23 protein-coding genes are annotated in these 20588 nt (G+C 70.9%); 9 read left to right on the top strand and 14 right to left on the bottom strand.

The window, feature by feature from the left end; all coding sequences use genetic code 11:
- Positions 1-58: 58 nt before the first annotated feature.
- A complete protein-coding gene (locus CRP55_RS04085; RefSeq protein WP_281260751.1) occupies positions 59-370 on the bottom strand; it encodes a S24/S26 family peptidase in 312 nt (103 codons plus the stop codon).
- Positions 371-454: 84 nt separating this feature from the next.
- Here CRP55_RS04085 and sodN point away from each other — a divergent pair, with 84 nt between their 5' ends.
- Positions 455-859: a superoxide dismutase, Ni gene (gene sodN / locus CRP55_RS04080; protein ID WP_097318051.1), complete on the top strand. Its 405-nt coding sequence runs from the start codon at positions 455-457 to the stop codon at positions 857-859.
- A gap of 152 nt (positions 860-1011) precedes the next feature.
- Positions 1012-1371, top strand: a complete 360-nt coding sequence (locus CRP55_RS04075; RefSeq protein WP_097318732.1) for a trypco2 family protein — start codon at positions 1012-1014, stop codon at positions 1369-1371.
- Here the strand turns inward: CRP55_RS04075 and CRP55_RS04070 are convergent.
- Complete coding sequence (locus CRP55_RS04070; protein ID WP_097318050.1) at positions 1368-2060, bottom strand: FadR/GntR family transcriptional regulator; 693 nt, start codon at positions 2058-2060, stop codon at positions 1368-1370. The two genes, CRP55_RS04075 and CRP55_RS04070, sit on opposite strands and share 4 nt — an antisense overlap.
- Before the next feature lie 38 nt (positions 2061-2098).
- Positions 2099-2494: a hypothetical protein gene (locus CRP55_RS04065; protein WP_245922765.1), complete on the bottom strand. Its 396-nt coding sequence runs from the start codon at positions 2492-2494 to the stop codon at positions 2099-2101.
- A gap of 52 nt (positions 2495-2546) precedes the next feature.
- Between CRP55_RS04065 and CRP55_RS04060 the strand changes: the two genes are divergently transcribed.
- Together CRP55_RS04060 and CRP55_RS04055 are read left to right on the top strand one after the other, a co-directional pair.
- Positions 2547-3494 carry a diacylglycerol/lipid kinase family protein gene (locus tag CRP55_RS04060; protein WP_097318049.1) on the top strand — a complete coding sequence of 316 codons (948 nt, stop codon included), beginning with the start codon at positions 2547-2549 and terminating at the stop codon, positions 3492-3494.
- A 402-nt stretch (positions 3495-3896) separates the two neighbouring features.
- The gene (locus tag CRP55_RS04055; RefSeq protein WP_014447395.1) at positions 3897-4151 is read left to right on the top strand and encodes a WhiB family transcriptional regulator; all 255 of its coding nucleotides are present in this window, start codon (positions 3897-3899) and stop codon (positions 4149-4151) included.
- A 222-nt stretch (positions 4152-4373) separates the two neighbouring features.
- Here the strand turns inward: CRP55_RS04055 and CRP55_RS56435 are convergent, their stop codons facing one another.
- The 5 genes from CRP55_RS56435 to CRP55_RS04025 all read right to left on the bottom strand — a co-directional run bounded on the left by CRP55_RS56435 (position 4374) and on the right by CRP55_RS04025 (position 11030).
- Positions 4374-5525: a CbiX/SirB N-terminal domain-containing protein gene (locus CRP55_RS56435; RefSeq protein ID WP_438865750.1), complete on the bottom strand. Its 1152-nt coding sequence runs from the start codon at positions 5523-5525 to the stop codon at positions 4374-4376.
- Positions 5507-6271 (bottom strand): phosphoadenylyl-sulfate reductase, encoded by a 765-nt coding sequence (locus CRP55_RS04040; protein WP_097318048.1) that lies wholly within the window; start codon positions 6269-6271, stop codon positions 5507-5509. Before CRP55_RS04040 ends, CRP55_RS56435 begins: the two co-directional genes overlap by 19 nt.
- Positions 6272-6422: 151 nt before the next feature.
- The gene (locus tag CRP55_RS04035; protein WP_097318047.1) at positions 6423-8117 is read right to left on the bottom strand and encodes a nitrite/sulfite reductase; all 1695 of its coding nucleotides are present in this window, start codon (positions 8115-8117) and stop codon (positions 6423-6425) included.
- 296 nt (positions 8118-8413) lie between these two features.
- On the bottom strand, positions 8414-9964 hold the full coding sequence (locus CRP55_RS04030) for a sensor histidine kinase (protein ID WP_179855004.1): 1551 nt from the start codon (positions 9962-9964) through the stop codon (positions 8414-8416).
- A 28-nt stretch (positions 9965-9992) separates the two neighbouring features.
- Complete coding sequence (locus CRP55_RS04025; protein ID WP_097318045.1) at positions 9993-11030, bottom strand: SIS domain-containing protein; 1038 nt, start codon at positions 11028-11030, stop codon at positions 9993-9995.
- Between the two features lie 162 nt (positions 11031-11192).
- Between CRP55_RS04025 and CRP55_RS04020 the strand changes: the two genes are divergently transcribed.
- A complete protein-coding gene (locus CRP55_RS04020) occupies positions 11193-12716 on the top strand; it encodes a tetratricopeptide repeat protein (protein WP_097318044.1) in 1524 nt (507 codons plus the stop codon).
- On the opposite strand, the gene CRP55_RS04015 is transcribed toward CRP55_RS04020, so the two are convergent.
- The gene (locus CRP55_RS04015) at positions 12703-12921 is read right to left on the bottom strand and encodes a biotin/lipoyl-binding carrier protein (RefSeq protein ID WP_097318043.1); all 219 of its coding nucleotides are present in this window, start codon (positions 12919-12921) and stop codon (positions 12703-12705) included. The two genes, CRP55_RS04020 and CRP55_RS04015, sit on opposite strands and share 14 nt — an antisense overlap.
- Positions 12922-13024: 103 nt before the next feature.
- On the opposite strand from CRP55_RS04015, the gene CRP55_RS56430 reads away from it, so the two are divergent.
- A complete protein-coding gene (locus tag CRP55_RS56430; protein WP_369752275.1) occupies positions 13025-13099 on the top strand; it encodes a 50S ribosomal protein bL37 in 75 nt (24 codons plus the stop codon).
- A gap of 44 nt (positions 13100-13143) precedes the next feature.
- On the opposite strand, the gene rsrA is transcribed toward CRP55_RS56430, so the two are convergent.
- The 5 genes from rsrA to CRP55_RS03990 form a co-directional block, all read right to left on the bottom strand.
- The gene (rsrA, locus tag CRP55_RS04010) at positions 13144-13428 is read right to left on the bottom strand and encodes a mycothiol system anti-sigma-R factor (protein ID WP_097318042.1); all 285 of its coding nucleotides are present in this window, start codon (positions 13426-13428) and stop codon (positions 13144-13146) included.
- 3 nt (positions 13429-13431) lie between these two features.
- Entirely contained in the window at positions 13432-14226 is a 795-nt protein-coding gene (locus tag CRP55_RS04005) for a sigma-70 family RNA polymerase sigma factor (protein WP_179855003.1), read from the bottom strand.
- A 209-nt stretch (positions 14227-14435) separates the two neighbouring features.
- A complete protein-coding gene (locus CRP55_RS04000) occupies positions 14436-15044 on the bottom strand; it encodes an alpha/beta hydrolase family protein (protein ID WP_097318040.1) in 609 nt (202 codons plus the stop codon).
- Positions 15045-15057: 13 nt separating this feature from the next.
- Positions 15058-15462, bottom strand: coding sequence for a WhiB family transcriptional regulator (locus CRP55_RS03995; protein WP_097318039.1), 405 nt, complete (start codon positions 15460-15462; stop codon positions 15058-15060).
- Between the two features lie 290 nt (positions 15463-15752).
- Positions 15753-16457 carry an SOS response-associated peptidase gene (locus CRP55_RS03990; protein WP_097318038.1) on the bottom strand — a complete coding sequence of 235 codons (705 nt, stop codon included), beginning with the start codon at positions 16455-16457 and terminating at the stop codon, positions 15753-15755.
- A gap of 899 nt (positions 16458-17356) precedes the next feature.
- Here CRP55_RS03990 and aroA point away from each other — a divergent pair.
- From aroA to hisN, 3 genes are read left to right on the top strand one after another with little or no spacing between them, the layout of a single operon-like run.
- Entirely contained in the window at positions 17357-18640 is a 1284-nt protein-coding gene (gene aroA / locus CRP55_RS03985) for a 3-phosphoshikimate 1-carboxyvinyltransferase (RefSeq protein ID WP_438865749.1), read from the top strand.
- Positions 18641-18642: 2 nt separating this feature from the next.
- On the top strand, positions 18643-19725 hold the full coding sequence (gene rsgA, locus CRP55_RS03980) for a ribosome small subunit-dependent GTPase A (protein ID WP_179855029.1): 1083 nt from the start codon (positions 18643-18645) through the stop codon (positions 19723-19725).
- A gap of 50 nt (positions 19726-19775) precedes the next feature.
- The gene (gene hisN / locus CRP55_RS03975) at positions 19776-20579 is read left to right on the top strand and encodes a histidinol-phosphatase (RefSeq protein WP_097318036.1); all 804 of its coding nucleotides are present in this window, start codon (positions 19776-19778) and stop codon (positions 20577-20579) included.
- Positions 20580-20588: the final 9 nt, after the last annotated feature.

Here is a 20588-nt window from a genome sequence, read left to right as displayed (position 1 = left end):
CGGGGATCACCCGTGTAACAGCTATCGCAGCGCGAGTGTGCGCTGCGATTTCCGAACCCTAACGTAGCCGACCGACGCGCGGGTAGTAGCGAATTAACGCGCAGCCGATGACATCCGCCACCCCGTACGCTCGCGAATCGTCCTCCACCAGGGAGTTGTCGCCCTCGATCCACCAGCCGCCGTCCTGCTCACGGACCGCTCGCTTGATCACCAGCAGGTCGGGCCGGGAACGGAAACGCGCGACGACGATCCGGCCCGGTCTCAGCAGGCGAACCCCGCGCCACACGATCAGCGCGTCGCCCGATCGAAGGGCCGGCACCATCGACGGTCCGCGGACCAGGACCGCGAACAGTGGTAATTGCCATCTCAAGGCATCAGTCCTCCGTCGCGTTACGGGAAGTATGTAAGGGGTAGTGTCAACCACGGATCATCGCAACCGTATGGAGGAGTCCTGATGCGACTTCCACGTTTCCTCACGCCTCGCACCGAGGTCAGCGCCCACTGCGACCTGCCCTGTGGCGTCTACGACCCGGCGCAGGCCCGGATCGAGGCCGAGTCGGTCAAGGCCATCGCCGAGAAGTACCAGGCGAACACCGACCCGGAGTTCCGCACCCGCGCCATCCTGATCAAGGAGCAGCGCGCCGAGCTGGTCAAGCACCACCTGTGGGTGCTGTGGACCGACTACTTCAAGGCCCCGCACTTCGAGAAGTACCCGCAGCTGCACGGCCTGTTCAACGAGGCCACCAAGCTGGCCGGCGCCTCCGGCGCCAAGGGCTCGGTCGACCCGGCCGTGGCCGACCAGCTGCTCGGCAAGATCGAGGAGATCTCCAAGATCTTCTGGGAGACCAAGCAGGCCTGAGCCTCGCGCACGACGGCAGGCCTCGTCATCCGACGGGGCCTGCCGTCGTCGCACACTCTGCGGCCGGACGCTAGAGTCCGTGGCGTGGGGAGGATGACACGGTGACTCTGACGGACACACACCCGGACCCGGCGATCGGCGACGACGTCGTCATGCTCACCGTGCCCGCCGACGGTGGCTATCTCGGCGTGCTCCGTACGGCGACGGCCGGTCTGGCCGCCCGGCTCCACTTCGCCCTCGACGAGATCGAGGATCTGCGCATCGCCGTCGACGAGGCGTGCGCGATGCTGCTCGCCATCGCGACCCGCGGCGCCGAGCTCGACTGCCGCTTCGCGGTCACCGAGGACGCGCTGACCGTCGAGGTCACCGTGACGACCGTGCGCGGCGCCAAGCTGCCGGCCGAGTCGTCGTTCGCGTGGAAGGTGCTGACCGCCCTGACCACGTCGGCCACCGCCGAGGCGACGGGCCAGCGCGCCACGATCCGCCTCGTGACGCGCCGCGTCAATTTCTAGCGCACGACCGCCGCGATGTAATCGAGGTGGCGGGCCGCCGCCTTCGTGGCCGACTCCGCGTCGTGCATCGTCAGGCAGTCGAGCAGCAGCCGGTGATCGGCGTCGATCTGGCGCCAATAACCCGGCGGCAGGTCGCTGGTGACGTCCTCACCGAACGACGCGTGGTAGAGCGGCCGCACCACCAGTTCGAACAGCGGGTTGCCGGTCGCCTTGGCCACCGCCATGTGGAACGACGCGTGCGCCGCCAGCATCGTGTCGAGGTCGTCGATCGCCGGGTCGAAGAGCGCACCGTGTATCTCGAGGAGATGCTCGTCGTCGCGCCGCACCGCGGCCAGCCCGGCCGCCGGCACCTCCAGCGCCCGGCGCAGCTCGAGCAGGTCGGCCAGCCCGACGTCGGCCGAGTTGCTCAGCAGCGTGAAGCCGGTGGCGAGGGCGTCGGCGAGCTGCTCGGCGTCGGGGTGCGCGACGAAGCTCCCACCGGTCACCCCGCGGGTCGTCACGATGAGATGCTGGCTGGCCAGCAGGCGTAAGGCCTCCCGCACCGTGCTCCGGCTGACGCCGGTCTTGACGCACAGCTCAGGTTCCGGGGGCAGCCGCTCACCCGGTTGCAGGCGCCCCGAGGTGATGTCGGCCCGTAACTCGTCCGCCAGCAGTTGGTACGCGGGCGGCCGCACCGTTGATCCGGTCACTCCCACAGGGTAGGCCCTGATACCCGAAATAAGGCCGGTTAATCGATGCCCAGTGCTCTTGTGCTCGCCGGAAGGACGACCAGCAGGCCCACCAGCACACCCAGGGCCATCAGCACAACACCCAGCCAGAGTGGATTCACCTGGATGAGGAAGCCGCCGGTGGCGATCACGAAGAGCTGGATGACGATGGCCGGGCCACGGCTGCCGCGCCGGCGCTGACCCAGGAAGCGCGCCACGAAGAAGATGAAGGCGACGCCGACCGCCGCGAACACCGTGAGGGACGCGGCCACGCCGATGTTGACGTCGTCGCTGGTCAGATCTTGGACGACGAGCCACACCGTGAGCGCGGCCAGCGCGGCGCACTCCAGGTAGAGCAGCCGCACCGCCCACACCAGCGTCGAGGGGTTGTCAACGACTGACTTCTCACCGGTCACAGCAGCACCATACCGACAGTGTTTCGGGCCGTTGTTGGGTACAGTGCCGCGCATGCGAGCGTTACTGCTGGTCAACCCCAAGGCTACGACCACCAGCGAGCGCAGCCGGGACGTCCTGGTCCGTGCCCTGCGCAGTGCGGTCGACCTGTCGGTGGAGTACACGACACGCCGCGGGCACGCCTCGGCGCTGGCGCGCACGGCCGCCGAGAGCGGCGTCGACGTGGTGGTCACCCTCGGCGGCGACGGCACGGTCAACGAAGCGGTGAACGGGTTGATGACCGCCGAGGGCGCGCTGACCGGCATGACCGACTCGCGGGCCCAGGCGCTGCCGGCGCTCGCGGTGGTGCCGGGCGGATCGACGAACGTCTTCGCCCGCGCGCTCGGCCTGCCCCGTGACTGGGCCGAGGGCACCAGCGTGATCCTCGACGGGCTGCGCGACGGCCGGCACCGGGTGATCGGACTGGGCCGGGCCGACGACCGCTTCTTCACCTTCGCCGCCGGCTTCGGCTTCGACGCCGCCGTGGTGCGCCGGGTCGAGCAGGCCCGGCTGCGCGGGCGCACCTCGACGCCCGGCCTCTATTTCCGTTCCATCGTCGGCCAGTTCTTCGGCGACGACCGCAAGACCCCGCCGCTGAGCATCGAGCGCCCCGGCGAGCCGGCCGAGGTCGACCTGGGCACGGTCATCATCCAGAACACGGCCCCGTGGACCTATCTGGGCGACCGGGCCATCAACCCGAACCCGAACGCCTCGTTCGACCGCGGCCTCGACGTGCTCGCCCTGCGTGGCCTGGCGATCACGAGCACGACACGGACCATGGCCCAGCTCGCGACGCGCAAGGGCGATCCGAGCGGCAAGCAGGTGCTGCAACTGCACGACCAGGACGAGTTCACCGTCGTGGCGTCGCGTCCGCAGCCTTTCCAGCTCGATGGTGACTATCTGGGCGAGCGCCAGAAGGTGCACTTCGTGTCCGTTCCCGAAGCACTACGTGTGATCTGCTGATCACGGGGTAGGGAACCTCACGATCCGTTACAGAAACTCGGTCAAAAGGTCGGCAGAAGGGCCGTGACCGTACTACATTGATGGGAGCGTTCGTCACCGGGTCCTGGCAGTAGCCCCGAAACCGGACAAAGGGGCGGTGAGCCAGCTCACCCGCCGGGAGAAACTTCTGGCGCTACCCTTGACATCGCCAGAGTTCGTGAAAGCATTCACAAGCGATATGAAGTAACCGGCTGCTGCTTGTGCGCGTTCCTAATTCAGAGGCGCCGAACGGCTTGCCGCATACAAAAAGCTTGCTGACGCACGGCGAGCGGAGGGTTCCAGCCCACCGGCCGCCAACGCGCATGCATAGGTAAACCAGTAACGCGATTCATTACCCCATCCGAAACAAGGAGTGTTGCCGCCATGGACTGGCGTCACGATGCGATCTGCCGCGACGAGGACCCGGAGCTGTTCTTCCCGATCGGGACGTCCGGCCCCGCGCTCCTGCAGGTCGAGCAGGCCAAGGCCGTGTGCCGGCGGTGTCCCGTGACCGAGAGCTGCCTTTCCTGGGCACTCGAATCGGGTCAGGACGCCGGCGTCTGGGGCGGGATGAGCGAAGACGAGCGGCGCGCCGTGAAGCGCCGCGGCGGCCTGCGGGTCGGCGCTCCTACCGCCTGAACCAATCCCCCACAGCATTTGCGCCCCGGGCCGATCGGCACCGGGGCGTCTTGCTGTTTCCGGTCGATTACTCAGCGCGCCGATTCCTGAGAGATTCCTTCGGGGTTTGCCCAGCGCGCCAATTCGATCACGTTGGGTTCCATCGAGAATCCACGAAATGATCTCGAAATTGCCGGCGCCCGCAACCAATGGTCCACATTCTCCATACGGTCCGTGCCGGCCTTACGCCGCAACGGGATAGTGACTCTGAGTCATGGCGACACGGGCGATCACAAGGCGTACAAGATCGGCCGCGTCACCCAGCGGCGCCGCCACCGCCACCGCCCCCGCGTCGAGCGCCGAGCGCACCGCGAGGTCGTAGAGGTGACCGGGAGCGAGGAAATAGGCCGCCATCCCGACCCGCCCCCGCAGAAGCCCCACAGCGCCACCGGGACGCGGCAGGGCGCCCGAGGCATAGGCGACGGCACACGGAAGGCTCAGGCGCGCGCTGAGAGCCTCCGCCACCCACATGATCGTTTCCCGCGCGGCCGCATCCCGCGTCCCCGCAGCCGCAAGCACAACCCCGTCAAGCCCGCCGCCGATCCCGCCGAGCCCGTGGCCGATCCCTTTGAAACCGGCGCTGCCGCCGTCGAGCGCCAGCGCAAGCCGGCCGATCAGCCCATCGAGCAGGGCGCCCGGAACGTCCGCGCCCGCAACATCCGCACCCGCAACATCCGCACCCGCCCCGTCCGCACCCGCCATGTCCGCGCCTCCAGCACCCAAGCCGGACATATCGCATTTGTCGGAAGAGTTCGCGTTGAGGGCAGGGGTCGCGCTGAGGGCAGGGGTCGCGCTGAGGGCAGGGGCCGAGCCGACGGCAGAGGCCGAGCCGACGGCAGAGGCCGAGCCGACGGCAGAGGCCGAACCGACGGCAGACGCCGAACCGACGGCAGACGCCGAACCGACGGCAGACGCCGAACCGACGGCAGACGCCGAACCGCGGACAGGGGCCGGGCCAAAGGCAGAGGCCGAACCGAGCGCAGGAGTCGGGCCAAAGGCAGAGGCCGAGCCGAGGGCAGGGGTCGGGCCGAGGACGTCGGCCAGCGTCACGTGAATAGGCAGCGCGGCGGCGGCTGCCACGACCGCGGGGACGTCGACGCGGCCGTGGTACGCCGCGGTCAGCAGCAGCGGCACCACGACGGCCCGGGAGCCGGCGGGCAGGGCGGAGAGCACGTCCAACGGCCGCGGCCCGGCGTGGTCCAGGTATGAGGCGCGGACGTCCCAGTCGCGGCGCGCCCGGCCCACCGCGCGGGCCAGCGCCTCGGTGGAGGCGGCGGCCCGCGGATCCCGGCTGCCGTGCGCGACCAGCAGGACGGTCAGACGTGCAGACCGCATTCGGTCTTCTCGAACATCGCCCAGCGGCCCGCGCGCGGGTCCTCGCCGGCCTTGGTGCGCCGGGTGCACGGCCAGCACCCGATCGAGCCGTAGCCCTTTTTGAAGAGCTCGTTGACCGGCACGTTCCACCGGCTGATGTAGCGGTCCACGTCGGCCTGGGTCCAGGCCGCGATCGGGTTGACCTTGACCTTGCCCTTCTTGGCGTCGAACGCCACCACCGGCGTGTTGGCCCGGGTCGGCGACTCGTCGCGGCGCAGGCCGGTGGCCCACGCGTCGTAGTCGGACAGCGCGCGCTCCAGCGGCTCGACCTTGCGCAGGAAGCAGCACTCGTCGGGGCTGCGGGCGAACAGCCGCGGCCCGTACTCGCCGTCCTGCTGGCCGACCGTCATCCGCGGGCGGATCGAGCGGACGTTGACGTTCATCGTCGCGGCGACGGTGTCGCGCACCTTGAGCGTCTCGGGGAAGTGCAGTCCGGTGTCGAGGAAGACCACGTCGACGCCGGGCGAGACCCGGGAGAAGACGTGCGCCACGACCGCGTCGGCCATCGAGCTGGTCACGCAGAAACGGTCGCCGAAGGTGTCGGTCGCCCACTTAGCGATCGCCTCGGCCGGAGCGCCCTCGAGGTCGCGCGCGGCGCTCAGGGCGAGCGCCTCGAGCTCCTCACGCGAGCGGCGGGTGGGGTCCTGGGCGACGGCCGGAGCGCCGAGGTTGACCAGGTTGAGAGAGGTAGCGGCCACGATGGTCATTTCTTGACTCCCCGCGATAGCAAGCCGTTGAACTTCACCGTGAAGACTCGGGCGCAGGAGTGGCACTCCCACGCGCCGTGCGAAGCCTCGTTCGGGAACAGGTCCTCTTCGCCGCAGTAGGGGCAGTACAGCGGGGTGGATCGGGCGTCGCTCATTTCAGGAGCTCCTCGTCGGCACGCAGGACCCACGTGGCGAACGTCTCCTGCGACGACTCCCGGTCGCCGAGATAGTTGCGGGCGAGCTTCTCGACGTACCCCGGAAGCTCTTCCGCCGTGGCCTTGAGGCCGCGCAGCTTGCGGCCGAAGCCGGACGTCTGCCCCTGCGCCATGCCGAGGCCGCCGCCGAGGTGCACCTGGAAGCCCTCGACCTGCTCGCCGTGCGCGTTCATGACGAGCTGGCCCTTGAGGCCGATGTCGGCGACCTGCGTGCGGGCACACGCGTTGGGGCAGCCGTTGATGTGGATCGAGATGTCGGCGTCGAAGTCGGCGAGCCGCTCCTCGAGCCGGGCCACCAGTTCCTCGCCGCGCGCCTTGGTCTCGACGATGGCCAGCTTGCAGTACTCGATGCCGGTGCAGGCCATCGTGCCGCGCCGCCACGAGGACGGGCGGGCCTCCAGCCCGATCGCGCGCAGCTTGGCGATGGCCGACTCGACCTTGTCGTCGGAAATATCAAGGACGAGGAGTTTCTGGTACGCGGTCAGGCGTACCCGATCCGAACCGTGCTCCTCGACGACGTCGGCCAGTTTCGCCAGCTGGGTGCCGGACGTGCGGCCGACCACCGGGGCGGCGCCGATGTAGTTGAGCCCGTCGTTCTGCTTGTGCACGCCGATGTGGTCGATCGGCTTGGCCGGCAGCTCCGGCGGCGGCCCGTCGATCAGGGCCCGGCCCAGGTACTCCTTTTCGAGGATCTCGCGGAACTTGGCCACGCCCCAGTCGGCCAGCAGGAACTTCAGCCGGGCGCGGTTGCGCAGCCGCCGGTAGCCGTAGTCGCGGAAGATGCCGACCACGCCCTCCCAGACGTCCGGGATCTCCTCGAGCGGCACCCAGACGCCGAGGCGCTCGGCCAGGCGCGGGTTGGTGGACAGGCCGCCGCCGACCCACAGGTCGAAGCCGGGGCCGTGCTGCGGGTGGACGACGCCGACGAAGGAGATGTCGTTGGTCTCGTACGGGCCGTCGGCCAGCCAGGAGATCTGCGACTTGAACTTGCGCGGCAGGTTGGAGTAGCGCTCGTCGCCGATGTAGCGCTTGAGGATTTCGTCGATCGCCGGCGTGCCGTCGACGACCTCGTCGCGGGCGATGCCGGCCACCGGCGAGCCGAGCACGACGCGCGGGCAGTCGCCGCAGGCCTCGGTGGTCTGCAGGCCGACCGCCTCGAGCCGGCGCCAGATCTCCGGCACGTCCTCGACCCGGATCCAGTGCAGCTGGATGTTCTGCCGGTCGGTGATGTCGGCCGAGTCGCGGCCGAACTCCTGGGAGATGCCGGCGATCGTGCGCAGCTGGGCGAGGCTCAGCGCGCCGCCGTCGACACGGACGCGGAGCATGAAGTACTCGTCCTCGAGCTCGTGCGGCTCGAGCACGGCCGTGCGGCCGCCGTCGATGCCCGCCTTGCGCTGGGTGTAGAGACCCCACCAGCGGAAACGACCGCGCAGGTCCTGCGGGTCGATCGAGGCGAACCCGCCCTTGGCGTAGATGTTCTCGATGCGGGCGCGCACGTGGAGCGGGTTGTCGTCCTTCTTCATCCGCTCGTTGGGGTTGAGCGGCTCACGGTGTCCGAGCGCCCACTGACCCTCGCCGCGCGCCTTGCGGGGACGAGCGGCCGGGCCTGCGGGTGTGCTGCTGGGCGCCATGTCGGCGGTCCTCCGGGCTAGGGTGGGCGCGGGAGGACGCTTCGGCCGTTTCGAGGACTCGCGACTTCGGTGTCAGGAGTGGCCGGGGCGTCTCGCGCACCCGGAACACAAATCGGGTGGCGTCAGGAACCCGGACACATCGCGCTGCGGACACGCCCGTAATCAACGTGGCGGCGGGCCACGAAGCGGCGGTCAACTGCAGCGGTCATGTGGGCTAGCCTCTCATGCCCGACCATTCTCGGCCAGTGTGGTCCAGATTTCGAGAATGTGTCACGCCGCATAGATCACCTCCGGCCTCACCTCTTGCCGAGCGGCACCACCAGCACGGCCTCGGTGCCCCCACCGGCGCGATTGCGCAGCTCAATGCTGCCGCGAAGCTCACCCGTGGCCAGCGCGCGCACGATCTGCAGGCCGAGCCGGCCGCCGGCGTCGGCCGCGAAGCCCTCGGGCAGTCCCTGCCCGTTGTCGGCCACCGTGACGTGCAGCTGCTTGCGGAACCGGTGGGCCGACACCACCACCTCGCCGGTCTCGGGCCCGGGCGGCTGCGGCTCGCCGTTCTCGTCCTCGTCGGCCGGGAAGCCGTGCTCGACCGCGTTGATCAGCAGCTCGTTGAGCACCATCACCAGCGACGTGGCGATCTCGGCCGGCAGCACACCGAAGGTGCCCTCGCGGCGCATCTTGACCTGGATGCTGGTCGCCGCGACCTCGGCCGCCGCGGTGGCGACCCGGTCGACGATGCCGTCGAACTCGACCGCCTCGTCGCTCGACATCGACAGCGTCTCGTGCACGAGCGCGATCGAGGCGACCCGGCGCACCGACTCCTGCAGCGCCATCCGGGCCTCGGGCGCGTCCACCCGCCGGGCCTGAAGGCGCAGCAGCGCGGCCACCGTCTGAAGGTTGTTCTTGACCCGGTGGTGGATCTCCCGGATGGTCGCGTCCTTGGTCATCAGGGCGCGGTCCCGGCGGCGGACCTCGGTCACGTCGCGCACCAGCACGAGGGCGCCGATCGGCACGCCGGCCGGCAGCAGCGGCAGGGCCCGGGTGAGCACTGTCGCGCCGCGGGCCTCGACCTCCTGCCGGGGCGGGAACTCGCCGCGGAGCGCGGCCAAAATCCGCTCGGCCGCGTCGTTGCCCTCCAGTGGGTCGGCCGCGAGCCGGCTGATCAGGTTTGACAGCTCCTCGCCGACCAGGTGGGCGTTGAAGCCGAGCCGGCGGAACGCCGACTGCGCGTTCGGGCTGGCGTAGGTCACCTTGCCACCGGCGTCGAGCCGGGCCAGGCCGTCGCCGACGCGCGGGGCCGAGGTGGTCTCTCCCGGGTGCCGCGGCGGCGGGAAGGTGCCGTCGGCGACCATCTGGGCCAGGTCGTCGGCGGTGGTCAGATAGTTCAGCTCGAGCTGGCTGGGCGTCCGCGCGGTGGAGAGGTTGGTGTCCCGCCCGATCACCGCGATGACCTGGCTCCAGCCCTCCTCGCGGCCGTTGTCGTCGCGCAGGCGGACGGGGATGGCCTCGTGGCGGGCGGGCGTGTCGCCGTACCAGACCGGGTCGCCCTCCCGCCAGATCCGCTCCTGGCTGAAGGCGATGTCGAGATGGGCGACCTCCGGGCCGCCGACGATCTTGCCGACCTGGTCGTCCTGGTACGCGGTGGGCGCGCTGTTCGGGCGCACCTGGGCCACGCACAGATATTCGCGCGGCTGCCCGTCCTCCCGCTTCACCGGCACCCAGAGGAGCAGGTCGGCGAAGGAGAGGTCGGACAGCAGCTGCCAGTCACCCGCGAGCCGGTGCAGGTGGTCGATGTCGGCAGGGCCGAGGGAGGTGTGCTCCTCGGCCAGATCACGCAACGTGGACACAGCCCAAGCTTTCCACGTCCATATTTCTTTAAAGGGTCGTCGTGACCTTCTTCAAGCCGCGGGGCGCGTCGGGATCCTCACCGCGGGCCAGTGCCAGGGCGAGCGCGAGCTTCTGCAGCGGCAAAATGTCGAGCAGGGCGCTGTAGCGCTCGTCGGCGACGGCGGGCACGGCCAGCCGGCCCGAGGCGCCGGTCACGTCGGTCGCGCCGACCGTCACCACGTCGGCCCGGCGCTCGGCGAGCCGGGTGACCACGTCGCGCATCGACCGGCCGCCGGGGCCGTCGCCGACCACGGCCAGCACCGGCACGTCGGGGTCGGTCATGGCCAGCGGCCCGTGCAGCAGATCGGCCCCCGAGAACGCGAGCGCGGGCAGGTACGAGGTCTCCATGAGCTTGAGGGCGGCCTCGCGGGCGGTCGGATAGGCGTACCCCCGCCCGGTCGTGACCATGCGCGACGCGAACCGGTAGCGCTGGGCCAGATCGTCGGCGGCCGGATCGCTGAGCGCGTCCTCGGCCAGCTGGGGCAGCTTGTCCAGGGCGGCCCGCTCGTCGTCGGGCAGCCGGCCGTCGCCGGCCCGGATGCCCTCGACGAGCATGAGAAGGGCGAGGAGCTCGGCCGTGTACGTCTTGGTGGCCGCGACCGCCCGCTCGTGCCCGGCCGCCACGTCGATCGACAGCTCGGCCGCCTGAGCCAGCGGGGAGGACGGGTTGTTGGTGACGGCCAGGGTGAGCGCGCCGGTCTCCCGGGCGGTCTGGAGCACGCCGGTGAGGTCGGGCGAGCCGCCGCTCTGGCTGACGCCGATGACCAGCGTGCCGGCGAAGTCGGGCCGCGCGCCGTAGAGCGTGATCGCGCTCGGCGAGGCGCTGGCCACCGGCAGGCCGAGGCGGATCTCGGTGAGGTACGCCCCGTAGAGCGCCGCGTGGTCGGAGGTTCCCCGGCCCACGAACACCACGTTGCGCGGCTTGCGGCGGGCCACCTCGGCGGCGACCGCGGCGATTCCGGCGGCGTGCTCACCCCCGATGAGCCGAGCGAATCCGCCCGGTTGTTCCGCGATGTCCGCCGCCATCCCCTGGCCTCGCTGTGTCACGTGTTCCTCCCCTGATGAGCATCTATCGCGCAATCGATGCGCAGTCTTGCAAGAAATAGCTTAGATCGTCAATGTTTCGAGCACTAATGCGCAGCCGACGCATGCTGACATACTCGCCCGTATCGCTTACTGTTCTGCACCGTGGATGTACGCCGTGCGGCCGACCGCGCACTTGAGCAGGCAAGATCCGCTCTGGCGCGCGAGGAGCCGGAGAAAGCCGCCGATCACCTCGCCGGGGCGCTGGCCCACGCGCCGGTCCTCCCCGAGGCCCACGAGCTGCTGAGCAGGCTGGCCGCCCGTCCCGGCGGCGGCCTCGACCTCTTCCAGGTCGGCCCGCACACGTCGGCCGGCCGGCTCGCCGCCCGCGCCCACCTGCTCGCCGCCGCCGGCCGCCCCGAGGACGGCCTGCCGCTGCTGACCGCCGCGAGCGGGCACGCGCCCGCGGCCGACTGGGCCGGCGTGCCCTGGGTGGCCGAGCCCGCCCTGGGCGTGCGCATCGAGCCCGGCCTGCTCGCCCAGATTCTCATGCGTCTCTGCACTCGGGTGGGCGAACCGGCCCCGCCCACCCTGCGGCCCTACCTGACCGTGGTCCGCCACGCGATCGCCGCCCATCCCGAGCACGCGATGCTGCTCGGCGCCGGCTCGGCCCTGGCCCGGCGGGTCGGCGAGCACGACCTGGCCGTCGACTGGGCCGCCCGCGGGGCCCGGGTCCGCCCGTCCAAGCTCGGCGAGATCTGGCTCGGGTACGCCTATCGCAGCGCCGGCCGCCTGCCCGAGGCGCTCGCCGCGCTGCGCCGCGCGGTCGCCCACGACCCCGACGACCTCTCGGTCTACGCCGACATCGCCGGCACCCTGGCCGACAACGGCCGCCTGGAGGACGCGCTGAGCTGGGTCGACCGGGCGCTGGAACGCGACCCCGACTACGACTGCGCGGTGCACACCGCGCACCGGCTGCGCTACCGCGCCGACGGCGACCTGATGCATCTGGTCCGCCTGGCCGACTACATCCGCGACCACCCCGACGAGTCGCACGAGCACAGCGACCTCGGCGACTGCTGCCGTGACACGCCCTGGCTCGGCGGCGCCCCGGCGGCGGCCCCGCTGCCGCGCGGCCACGCCCCCGACAGCGGCGAGCCCTCCGACGAGGCGGTCCGCCGCCTGCGCCAGGTGGCCGCGCTCTCCTGGACCCACCCGTCGGCGGCGTACGACGCGGCGATCCCGCTGATCATGCTGTCGCCGCAGGACCTGACGGCGCTGCTGGCCCACCCGCCGGCCGACGTGGCCGCGGCCGAGATCTGGGCCTGCCTGGGCCTGCTGCACCACGGCACCGAGGAGCCCTGGCTCGACTCGGCCCGCCGCCGGCGGCTGCTCGAGCTGCTCGACGGCGGCCTCGATCGGGTGACCGAGGCGGCCCTGTTCGCGATGATCGTCGCGTCCTGGGTCGACCCGGCCGCCCGCGACGACGTGGCCGCGATCGTGACGGCCCGGCTCAGCGAGGTGGCGTCCCGTCCGGGCGCGCGCTCGGTGGCCGAGCTGGCCCTGGCCACGCCGGCCCTCGACCGGTCGACGCGTCAGCTCGCGGCCGCGATGACCCGGGTCCCGGTGGTCCCCCGCCCGCGCGGCCGCAACCGCCTGCTCCTGAAGTGGTCGTTCAGGCAGCGATGACCGCGATGAGGTCACCCTCCTGAACCACGTCGCCCTCGTGCACGGCCAGCTCGGCGACCGTGCCCTCCGACTCGGCCAGGACCGGGATCTCCATCTTCATCGACTCGAGGATCACCAGGGTGTCGCCCTCGGCGACGGTGTCACCGGCGGCGGCCACGACCTTCCACACGTTCGCCACCATCTCGGCCCGGATCTCGTCGGCCATCGGTAATCCTCCTCGCTTCGTGGGCTTAGGTGGGGTCATCAAACCACGGAAGCGAGCCGACTACGATCGACGCGGGAAACACCGCACCGACAGGAGTCTCACCATGGCTAAGAAGGCCCGTAAGAAGAAGGCCCGTAAGAAGAGCAGCGCGAACCACGGCAAGCGCCCCAACAGCTGAAACAGAAAAAGCCCGGCGAGTTCGCCGGGCTTTTTCGTGTCGTCTTAAGGGAGGTACTCCCGGGTCTCGACCTGCACCTCGAGCTGGTCGAGCTTGACCCGCAGCCGGTCACGCAGCTCGCGCGGGGCCTTCTCGTCGCCGCAGCAGCGGGAGACCAGGGCCTTCACCTCGTGCTCGATGCCGTACTCCCGCAGACATCCGTCGCAGTCGTCCAGGTGCTTCTGGATCAGCGTGCGCCGGTCCTCACTGCACTCCAGGTCGAGGTAGAGATAAACCTCGGAGAGGACGATCCCGCAATCGGTGTCGTGCTCGTCGTCGTGGCCGCTCATCGGTTACGCCTCCTGCGGTTCCGAAGCGGACCGGGTGATGCCCCGGTCGACAGCGTACGACTCCAGGGTCTTGCGCAGGTTGCGCCGCCCGCGGTGCAGACGGGACATAACGGTGCCGATCGGCGTGCCCATGATGTCGGCGATCTCCTTGTACGAGAAACCCTCGACATCAGCGAGGTAGACGGCCAGGCGGAAGTCCTCGGGCAGAGCCTGAAGGGCCTCCTTGATGTCGCTGTCCGGCAGCCGGTCCAGCGCCTCGGTCTCGGCCGACCGCAGGCCGACCGACGTGTGCGACTCCGACGAGGCGAGCTGCCAGTCGGTGATCTCCTCGGTGGGAGCCTGCACCGGCTGACGCTGCTTACGCCGATAAGAGTTGATATACGTGTTCGTGAGGATGCGGTACAGCCAAGCCTTGAGGTTGGTGCCCTCCTCGAACTGGTGGAACGCGGAGAACGCCTTCAGGTAGGTCTCCTGAACAAGGTCCTCGGCGTCCGCGGGATTGCGCGTCATCCTCAGGCCAGCCGCGTACAGCTGGTCCACGAAAGGCAACGCGTCCCGCTCGAAGCGCGCCCGGCGCTCCTCGGTCCGTTCTGTCTGGGCCACCCTGAGCTCTCCCCTCGACCGCCCCGCCGAGGATACGGGTAGTGCCCCATCAGCGGCTTCGAAAACCGCCGGTGTGCTGACACTCACCGATAGAGAGGCGGGTTGCGCGGCCGGCCACTCGGGGGAATCCAGCAGATCCCGCACCCGAGTCACCTCCGCGCCCTCGCGCTCGAGGAAGTCGGTTCCGGCTCGCACCTCATTTACCCCTTCCGACGTACAAGCTCCGAGCCGTATAACCGCAGAAGCGCAACTTGCATTCCCTCCTGATGGCCTCGCTCCGCTCGGCGGGCACTTCGCCCCAGGAGGTCGTTGTCGAGGTCACCGAAAGTCCTTCGGCTGCGCCTCGCACTTTCGGCGCCCTCGACAACGACGGGCGAAGTGCGACTTCGGTAGCGGTCAAATCTTCAATCGGCCCATCCGCGACGCCGCAGCCACTCGATCGCCAGCTCGGCCGTCGATTTGACGTCTTTGCGCAGGTCATGCGTGGCCCCCGGGCGAACGATCACCTCGACGCCGGCGGTTGGCTCCGGGACGCCGAAGGGATCCCGGTCACCGTTGACGACCAGGGTGGGCACGTCGGTGGGCAGCTCGCCGGCGCGGCTCTTCTCGGGCTTGCCCGGCGGATGCAACGGGAAGGCGAGACAGAGAACGGCCGCGGCGCCGAGGCCGGTCGCGGTCCGGCAGGCGACTCGCGCGCCGCTGGACCTTCCGCCGACGATCAAAGGAATTTGCCGTACGCCCGCGGTCAAGCCCCGCACGACGGCGGTCCACGCCTCGTCGAGCTGGCCGGCGGGCGCGGGCGCGCGACGGCCGGCGACCCGGTAGGGCTGGGTCACGAGCGCCACCCGTACCCCCGAAGCGACCGCCAGGTCGTGGACGGCGATCAGATCGGGCGCGTCGACACCGCCGCCCGCGCCGTGGCCCAGGACGAGCAGGCTGACGGGCGGACCGGCCGGTTCGGTGATCCGAAGGCCGGCCGGCCCGCGCGGTGTCTCGATTTCGGAGCTGGTCACAGCCCCTATGTAATCAGCGGCTCACCGGCATCACCGGTAAGAGGGTGAGCAATCTGCGGTCTTCCTCGTCCGGCTCGTCGTCGACCGCCTCGCCGTCCGGTCCGACCCGTTCCCGCCAGGCCACCAGCATCGCCCGGCGCTCGCGCGGCGTGGTGCCGCCCCAGACGCCGTGGCAGTCGCCGACCTGCAGCGCCCAGGCCAGGCATGGCCCCTGGACCGTGCAGGTGCCGCAGAGCGAGACCGCGCCTTCGGACGGCTCGTTCGGTGCGGGAAAAAACGTTTCCGGATCGACGGAACGGCATGCGCCGCGTGTCCGCCAGGCCTCGTCCGTGCGCCGCTCGCGGATCGCCTCGAGAAGCCGAGGATCGCGTCGCGCGATGGCAACTTCGTGTGGACGCGGCATACGTGCCCGTGTCATGAGCCCACCTCCCCCGTGGGACCGGTCGTGCATGTGGCGACTCGTCCGCACCGTGCGAACCAGCACCACTCCGGCGCAGTTTTGTATCGCAGGGAAAGAGATCAGAACAAGGGTCTTATCTATCTTGAAACAAAGTTGCCTATTAAAAATACTGACAATTACCGACCAAACGATCACTTGATCATGGCCGTTCCCAGCCAATCGTTACCGTCCGGGCGTCCCCTTCGAGGCCCCGCCGTGGGATCGCTCCCATGGCTCCACCCCCGTACCGCGCGGCGCCGCGGCGCTCGTCAGAACAGGGTCGACTCGGCCGGCGGGGCTGCGGGCGCCGGCTCCAGCGGCGGGTCGAGGAGGTGGGGGCCGTTGTTGCGCACGTTGCCGACGTCAGGGCGTACGGGACGAATCTCGATGGCCTCCAGCGCACCCAGCGCAAGCGGAGTGAGAAGCTCAGCGGCGTCGCCGCCGCCGGCGAGCCAGGCCGACCAGCGCTCCCGAGGCAGGATCAGCGGCATCCGGTCGTGCACGCGGGCCAGCCCACCCAGCGCCGCCGTCGTCAGAACGCTGCACGTCACGATCGACTCCGGGCCCCAGGCCGACCAGATGCCGGCGAACGCGAGAGGCGACCCGTCGGCCGGCGTCATGTAGAACGCCTGGCGCTGCTTGCCGTCACGCACCCACTCGAACCAGCCGTCGGCCGGCACCAGACAACGCCGCTTGGCGAACGACGGTGCGAAGGCCGGCGACGTGGCCACCGTCTCGGAGCGGGCATTGATCATCCGAGCCCCGGCCCGCAGGTCCTTGGCCCACGGCGGCACGAAACCCCAGCGCGCCGTGTCGAGAACGCGCGCCTCGTGAGACTGCGAGACCCGCACGACAGGCACCGGATCGGTCGGAGCGACATTCCAGCTCGGCCCCAGCGTCTCGGCCACACTCACGGCCTCGAAGAGATCGCTGAGGTCGGCCTCACTCCGCGTCGTCGCGTACCGCCCGCACATGGCCGGAAACGGTACGCCTTCCGCCCGCACTCCGCGGCCCCGCGCCCCGGCCTGTCGCCGACATGGCACATCGCTGTCCACAGCAGCGCGGTTGTCCACAGCCCACCAGCACGATCTTGCGATCTCCGGGAGAATGACCAGCGGGGGCCGAACGGGGGTGGCGTAGCGCTCCACGTCCCGGCGAGCCAGCCGCGCTCCGGCGGGCAGCTGCGCTCCGGCGGGCAGCTGCGCTCCGGCGAGCCAGCCGGCGGTCCGGTGGCAGCGGGCAGGACGCCGGCCACGGCGGTGACAAGGCCGGAGAGGCCAGCAGCAGGGCGCCGCCCAGGCCGACCAGCGAGCGGATCATCTCGGAGCGCGGCGGGCGGCCCTCGACCGGCGCGGCTGGTGGGTGGCTCTCGACCGGCGCGGCGCGGAAGCGGCGTCAGTACTTCATGCCCGCACGGCGCAGCAGCGCGATGCCGGCCAGGCTGGCCGGCACGACCGGCGCGATCGCTCAGCCGCCTGCCCTCGAAAGGGCCGACGGCGGCGACCGATCCCTTGGGTAGGGCGGGCTCCGTGTGGTGACGGCGAAAGCTGCTCTCGGTGAGTTCGGGCTCTGGGTGTGTGCGGAATTCTCCCGGCTCATCCTCGGTGCCCCTTGACCTGTGCGCCGGTTCGCCAGGTGGCGCCGATCATGGGTGCGACCGCGCTCTCGGGCAGCGCGTCGCCGATCGCACTGACGCGGTCGCGGTGGCATCGGACATGGCAGTCAGCCTCAGTAGGGGTGATCGCGGTCAACGCCTCGTCGCTGCCCCTTGTCGGTGCGGAAGGCTTCGGTTCTCGAGATCGCCGGTGAGCACGGTCCCGGCGGGCGGGAAGCCTGCGGGGAAATGTCGGTGGGGGCGGGCAGAATGGCGGGCGTGACTGCACAAGCTCGCCCCTGGACCGCACCGACCGCTTCCGGACCGGTCAGTGGGGTGGTCCGCCTTCCCGGGTCCAAGTCGATGACGGCGCGGGCGCTGGTGCTGGCCGCGCTGGCCGGTGAGCCGTCGGTGGTCGAGCGGCCGCTGCGGGCGCGGGACACCGAGCTGATGGCCGCCGGGTTGCGGGCGCTCGGGGTGGGCGTCGACACGAGCGCCGACGAGCGGTGGCTGGTCGAGCCGGGGCCGCTGCGGGGGCCGGCCCGGGTCGATGTGGGGCTGGCGGGCACGATCATGCGGTTCCTGCCGCCGGCCGCGGCTCTGGCCGAGGGCACCGTCGAGTTCGACGGCGATCCTCATGCGCGCAACCGGCCATTGCGGCCGATCGTCGAGGCGCTGCGGGCGCTCGGGGTGTCGATCGAGGCCTCCGAGTCCGGTGGGCTGCCGTTGACCGTGCGCGGGGCCGGGCTGGTCGAGGGCGGCGAGGCCGTGATCGACGCTTCCGGGTCGAGTCAGTTCGTGTCGGGGCTGTTGTTGTCGGCGCCCCGGTTCACCAAGGGGCTGCGGCTGCGCCATGAGGGGCCGCCGGTGCCGTCCGCTCCTCACCTGCGCATGACGACCCACATGCTGCGGGCCGCCGGCGCCGTGGTCGACGAGAGCGTTCCGGACGTGTGGGCGGTCGAGCCGGGTGCGTTGCGGGGGCGTACGTGGGTGATCGAGCCCGACCTCTCCGGCGCCGCGCCCTTCTTCGCCGCGGCCATGGTCACCGGTGGCGAGATCACGCTGGCGGGCTGGCCCGAGGAGAGCTGGCAGCCGGTCGGGCGGGTCACCGAGCTGCTCACCGCCCTGGGGGCCGAGGTGACCCAGACGGCCGAGGGGCTGACCGTGCGGGGCACCGGATCGCTGCGCGGCATCACGGCCGACCTGTCCGAGGTCAGTGAGCTCACCCCGGTGGTCGCGGCGCTGGCCGCGCTGGCCGACGGTCCCTCGGAACTGCGCGGGGTCGCGCACATCCGCGGGCACGAGACCGACCGCATCGCGGCGCTGGCGGCCGAGCTGGGCCGGGCCGGGGCCGAGGTCACCGAGTTCCCGGACGGGCTGCGGATCGTGCCGGGGGCGCTGCGGGCCGCGAGCTTCGAGACGTACGCGGATCACCGGATGGCCCACGCCGCGGCGGTTATGGGCCTCGCTGTCCCGGGCATTGCCCTCACAGACGTAGCGTGTACGTCGAAGACGTTGCCCGAGTTCCCCGAACTCTGGGCGGGACTCGTGGCGAGGAGCTAGATCTGCCTGAGCGCAAGCGGGAGTACGACGAGGACGACGTCCGGATCCGTCCGGGCCGCTCGTCACGCCCGCGTACCCGGACCCGGCCGAAGCACGACGACGCCGTCGACGCCTTGGTGATCACCGTGGATCGTGGCCGGTACGGCTGCGTGGTCACCGACGCGCCGCCGGACAGCCCCGTGATCACCGCGATGCGCGCCCGCGAGCTGGGCCGCAAGTCGGTGGTCGTCGGCGACCGGGTGGCCCTGGTCGGCGACGTCACCGGCGCGCCCGGGGCGCTGGCCCGCATCGTCCGCATCGCCGAGCGCACCTCGGTGCTGCGCCGCACGGCGGACGACGACGACACCACACCGGAGGGCCGCCTCGAACGGGTCGTGGTGGCCAACGCCGACCAGCTCGTGATCGTCAGCGCACTGTCCGACCCGCCGCCGCGCACCGGCTTCATCGACCGCTGCCTGGTCGCCGCCTACGACGCCGACATCGAGCCGCTGCTCTGCCTGACCAAGGCCGACCTGGCCGGGCCCGAGGCGGTGCTCGACTACTACGCGGAGCTCGATCTGCCGTACGTGCTGGTCCGCCCCGACAGCGACCTCGGCGACGTCCGCAAGCGGCTGGCCGGGGCCATCTCGGTGCTGGTCGGTCACTCCGGGGTGGGTAAGTCCACGCTGGTCAACCGGCTGGTGCCGGACGCGCTGCGCGCGGTCGGCGCGGTCAGCGCCATCGGCAAGGGCCGGCACACGTCGACCAGCGCCGTGGCGTTGCGGCTGCCGCCGGTGGGGCGGTCCCGCAAAGACCCGGGGTGGATCATCGACACGCCGGGCATCCGCAGCTTCGGCCTGGCCCACGTCAGCGCCGAGAGCCTCCTGCACGGCTTCCCCGACCTGGTCGAGGGCACGCTCGACGACCAGCCCAACTGCGGTCACACCGCGGCCGACGTGGGCTGCCGCCTCGACACGTGGGTGGCCGAGGGCAAGGCCGACCCGCGGCGCCTCGCCTCCTATCGCCGCCTGCTGGCCTCCCGCGCCGGCGACACCGACCCCCGCGACACCCCACCCGACGACACGCTCACCCCGCATCCGGTCTGAGGCGCCGGGCTCTCAGGAACGGGGCGACGGGGATCGACTACCGTTCCGGCATGGCCGGTTACGCGGACGATCTTGCTCTCGCCCACATGCTGGCGGACACCGCCGACTCGATCTCGATGGGGCGGTTCCGGGCGCTCGACCTGCGCGTCGAGTCGAAGCCTGACCTGACGCCCGTGTCGGACGCGGACACCGCTGTCGAGCAGGCGATCCGGTCGACGCTGGGCCGGGCCCGCCCGCGTGACGCCGTGCTCGGTGAGGAGTTCGGGCGCACCGAGGCGGCGGCCGGGCCCGGCACCCGGCGGTGGGTCATCGACCCGATCGACGGGACGAAGAACTTCGTGCGCGGGGTGCCGATCTGGGCCACGCTCATCGCGCTGCTCGAGGGCGACACGCCGGTCGCCGGTCTCGTCTCCGCCCCGGCTCTGGGCCGGCGCTGGTGGGGCGCCCGCGGCCACGGCGCCTACGCCGGCAAGCACCAGCACGCCGCCACCCGGATCGGCGTGTCGGGGGTCCGGCGGATGGCCGACGCCAGCTTCTGCTTCGCCAGCCTGTCCGGCTGGTCCGACGCCGGGCTGCTGCGCAACGTCGTCGATCTGAGCCTGGCCTCGTGGCGCAGCCGGGCCTACGGCGACTTCTACGGATACATGCTGCTGGCCGAGGGCGCCCTCGACGTCATGGTCGAGCCCGAGCTGTCGCTGTGGGACATGGCCGCGCTCATCCCGATCGTCACCGAGGCCGGCGGCACCATCACCGACCTGGCCGGGCGGGTGCCGGCCGACAAGTCCTCGGTGATCGCCACGAACGGCCCGCTGCACGAGACCGTCCTGACCGCCCTGACGCCGAAACTCCGGTAGCCCTGCGTA

The organism is Paractinoplanes atraurantiacus (assembly GCF_900215205.1).
Lineage (GTDB): Bacteria > Actinomycetota > Actinomycetes > Mycobacteriales > Micromonosporaceae > Actinoplanes > Actinoplanes atraurantiacus.
The sequence above is the reverse complement of the archived record's forward strand: the minus strand, read 5'-3'. Positions and strand labels throughout refer to the sequence as shown.

What these genes read in the sequence shown, in the direction of transcription:
- sodN (WP_097318051.1), top strand. Translation starts at nt 455, where the DNA reads ATGCGACTTCCACGTTTCCTCACGCCTCGCACCGAGGTCAGCGCCCAC.
- CRP55_RS04075 (WP_097318732.1), top strand. Translation starts at nt 1,012, where the DNA reads ATGCTCACCGTGCCCGCCGACGGTGGCTATCTCGGCGTGCTCCGTACG.
- CRP55_RS04060 (WP_097318049.1), top strand. Translation starts at nt 2,547, where the DNA reads ATGCGAGCGTTACTGCTGGTCAACCCCAAGGCTACGACCACCAGCGAG.
- CRP55_RS04055 (WP_014447395.1), top strand. Translation starts at nt 3,897, where the DNA reads ATGGACTGGCGTCACGATGCGATCTGCCGCGACGAGGACCCGGAGCTG.
- CRP55_RS56435 (WP_438865750.1), bottom strand. Translation starts at nt 5,525, where the DNA reads ATGCGGTCTGCACGTCTGACCGTCCTGCTGGTCGCGCACGGCAGCCGG.
- CRP55_RS04040 (WP_097318048.1), bottom strand. Translation starts at nt 6,271, where the DNA reads ATGACCATCGTGGCCGCTACCTCTCTCAACCTGGTCAACCTCGGCGCT.
- CRP55_RS04035 (WP_097318047.1), bottom strand. Translation starts at nt 8,117, where the DNA reads ATGGCGCCCAGCAGCACACCCGCAGGCCCGGCCGCTCGTCCCCGCAAG.
- CRP55_RS04025 (WP_097318045.1), bottom strand. Translation starts at nt 11,030, where the DNA reads ATGGCGGCGGACATCGCGGAACAACCGGGCGGATTCGCTCGGCTCATC.
- CRP55_RS04015 (WP_097318043.1), bottom strand. Translation starts at nt 12,921, where the DNA reads ATGGCCGACGAGATCCGGGCCGAGATGGTGGCGAACGTGTGGAAGGTC.
- rsrA (WP_097318042.1), bottom strand. Translation starts at nt 13,428, where the DNA reads ATGAGCGGCCACGACGACGAGCACGACACCGATTGCGGGATCGTCCTC.
- CRP55_RS03995 (WP_097318039.1), bottom strand. Translation starts at nt 15,462, where the DNA reads ATGACACGGGCACGTATGCCGCGTCCACACGAAGTTGCCATCGCGCGA.
- CRP55_RS03990 (WP_097318038.1), bottom strand. Translation starts at nt 16,457, where the DNA reads ATGTGCGGGCGGTACGCGACGACGCGGAGTGAGGCCGACCTCAGCGAT.
- hisN (WP_097318036.1), top strand. Translation starts at nt 19,776, where the DNA reads ATGGCCGGTTACGCGGACGATCTTGCTCTCGCCCACATGCTGGCGGAC.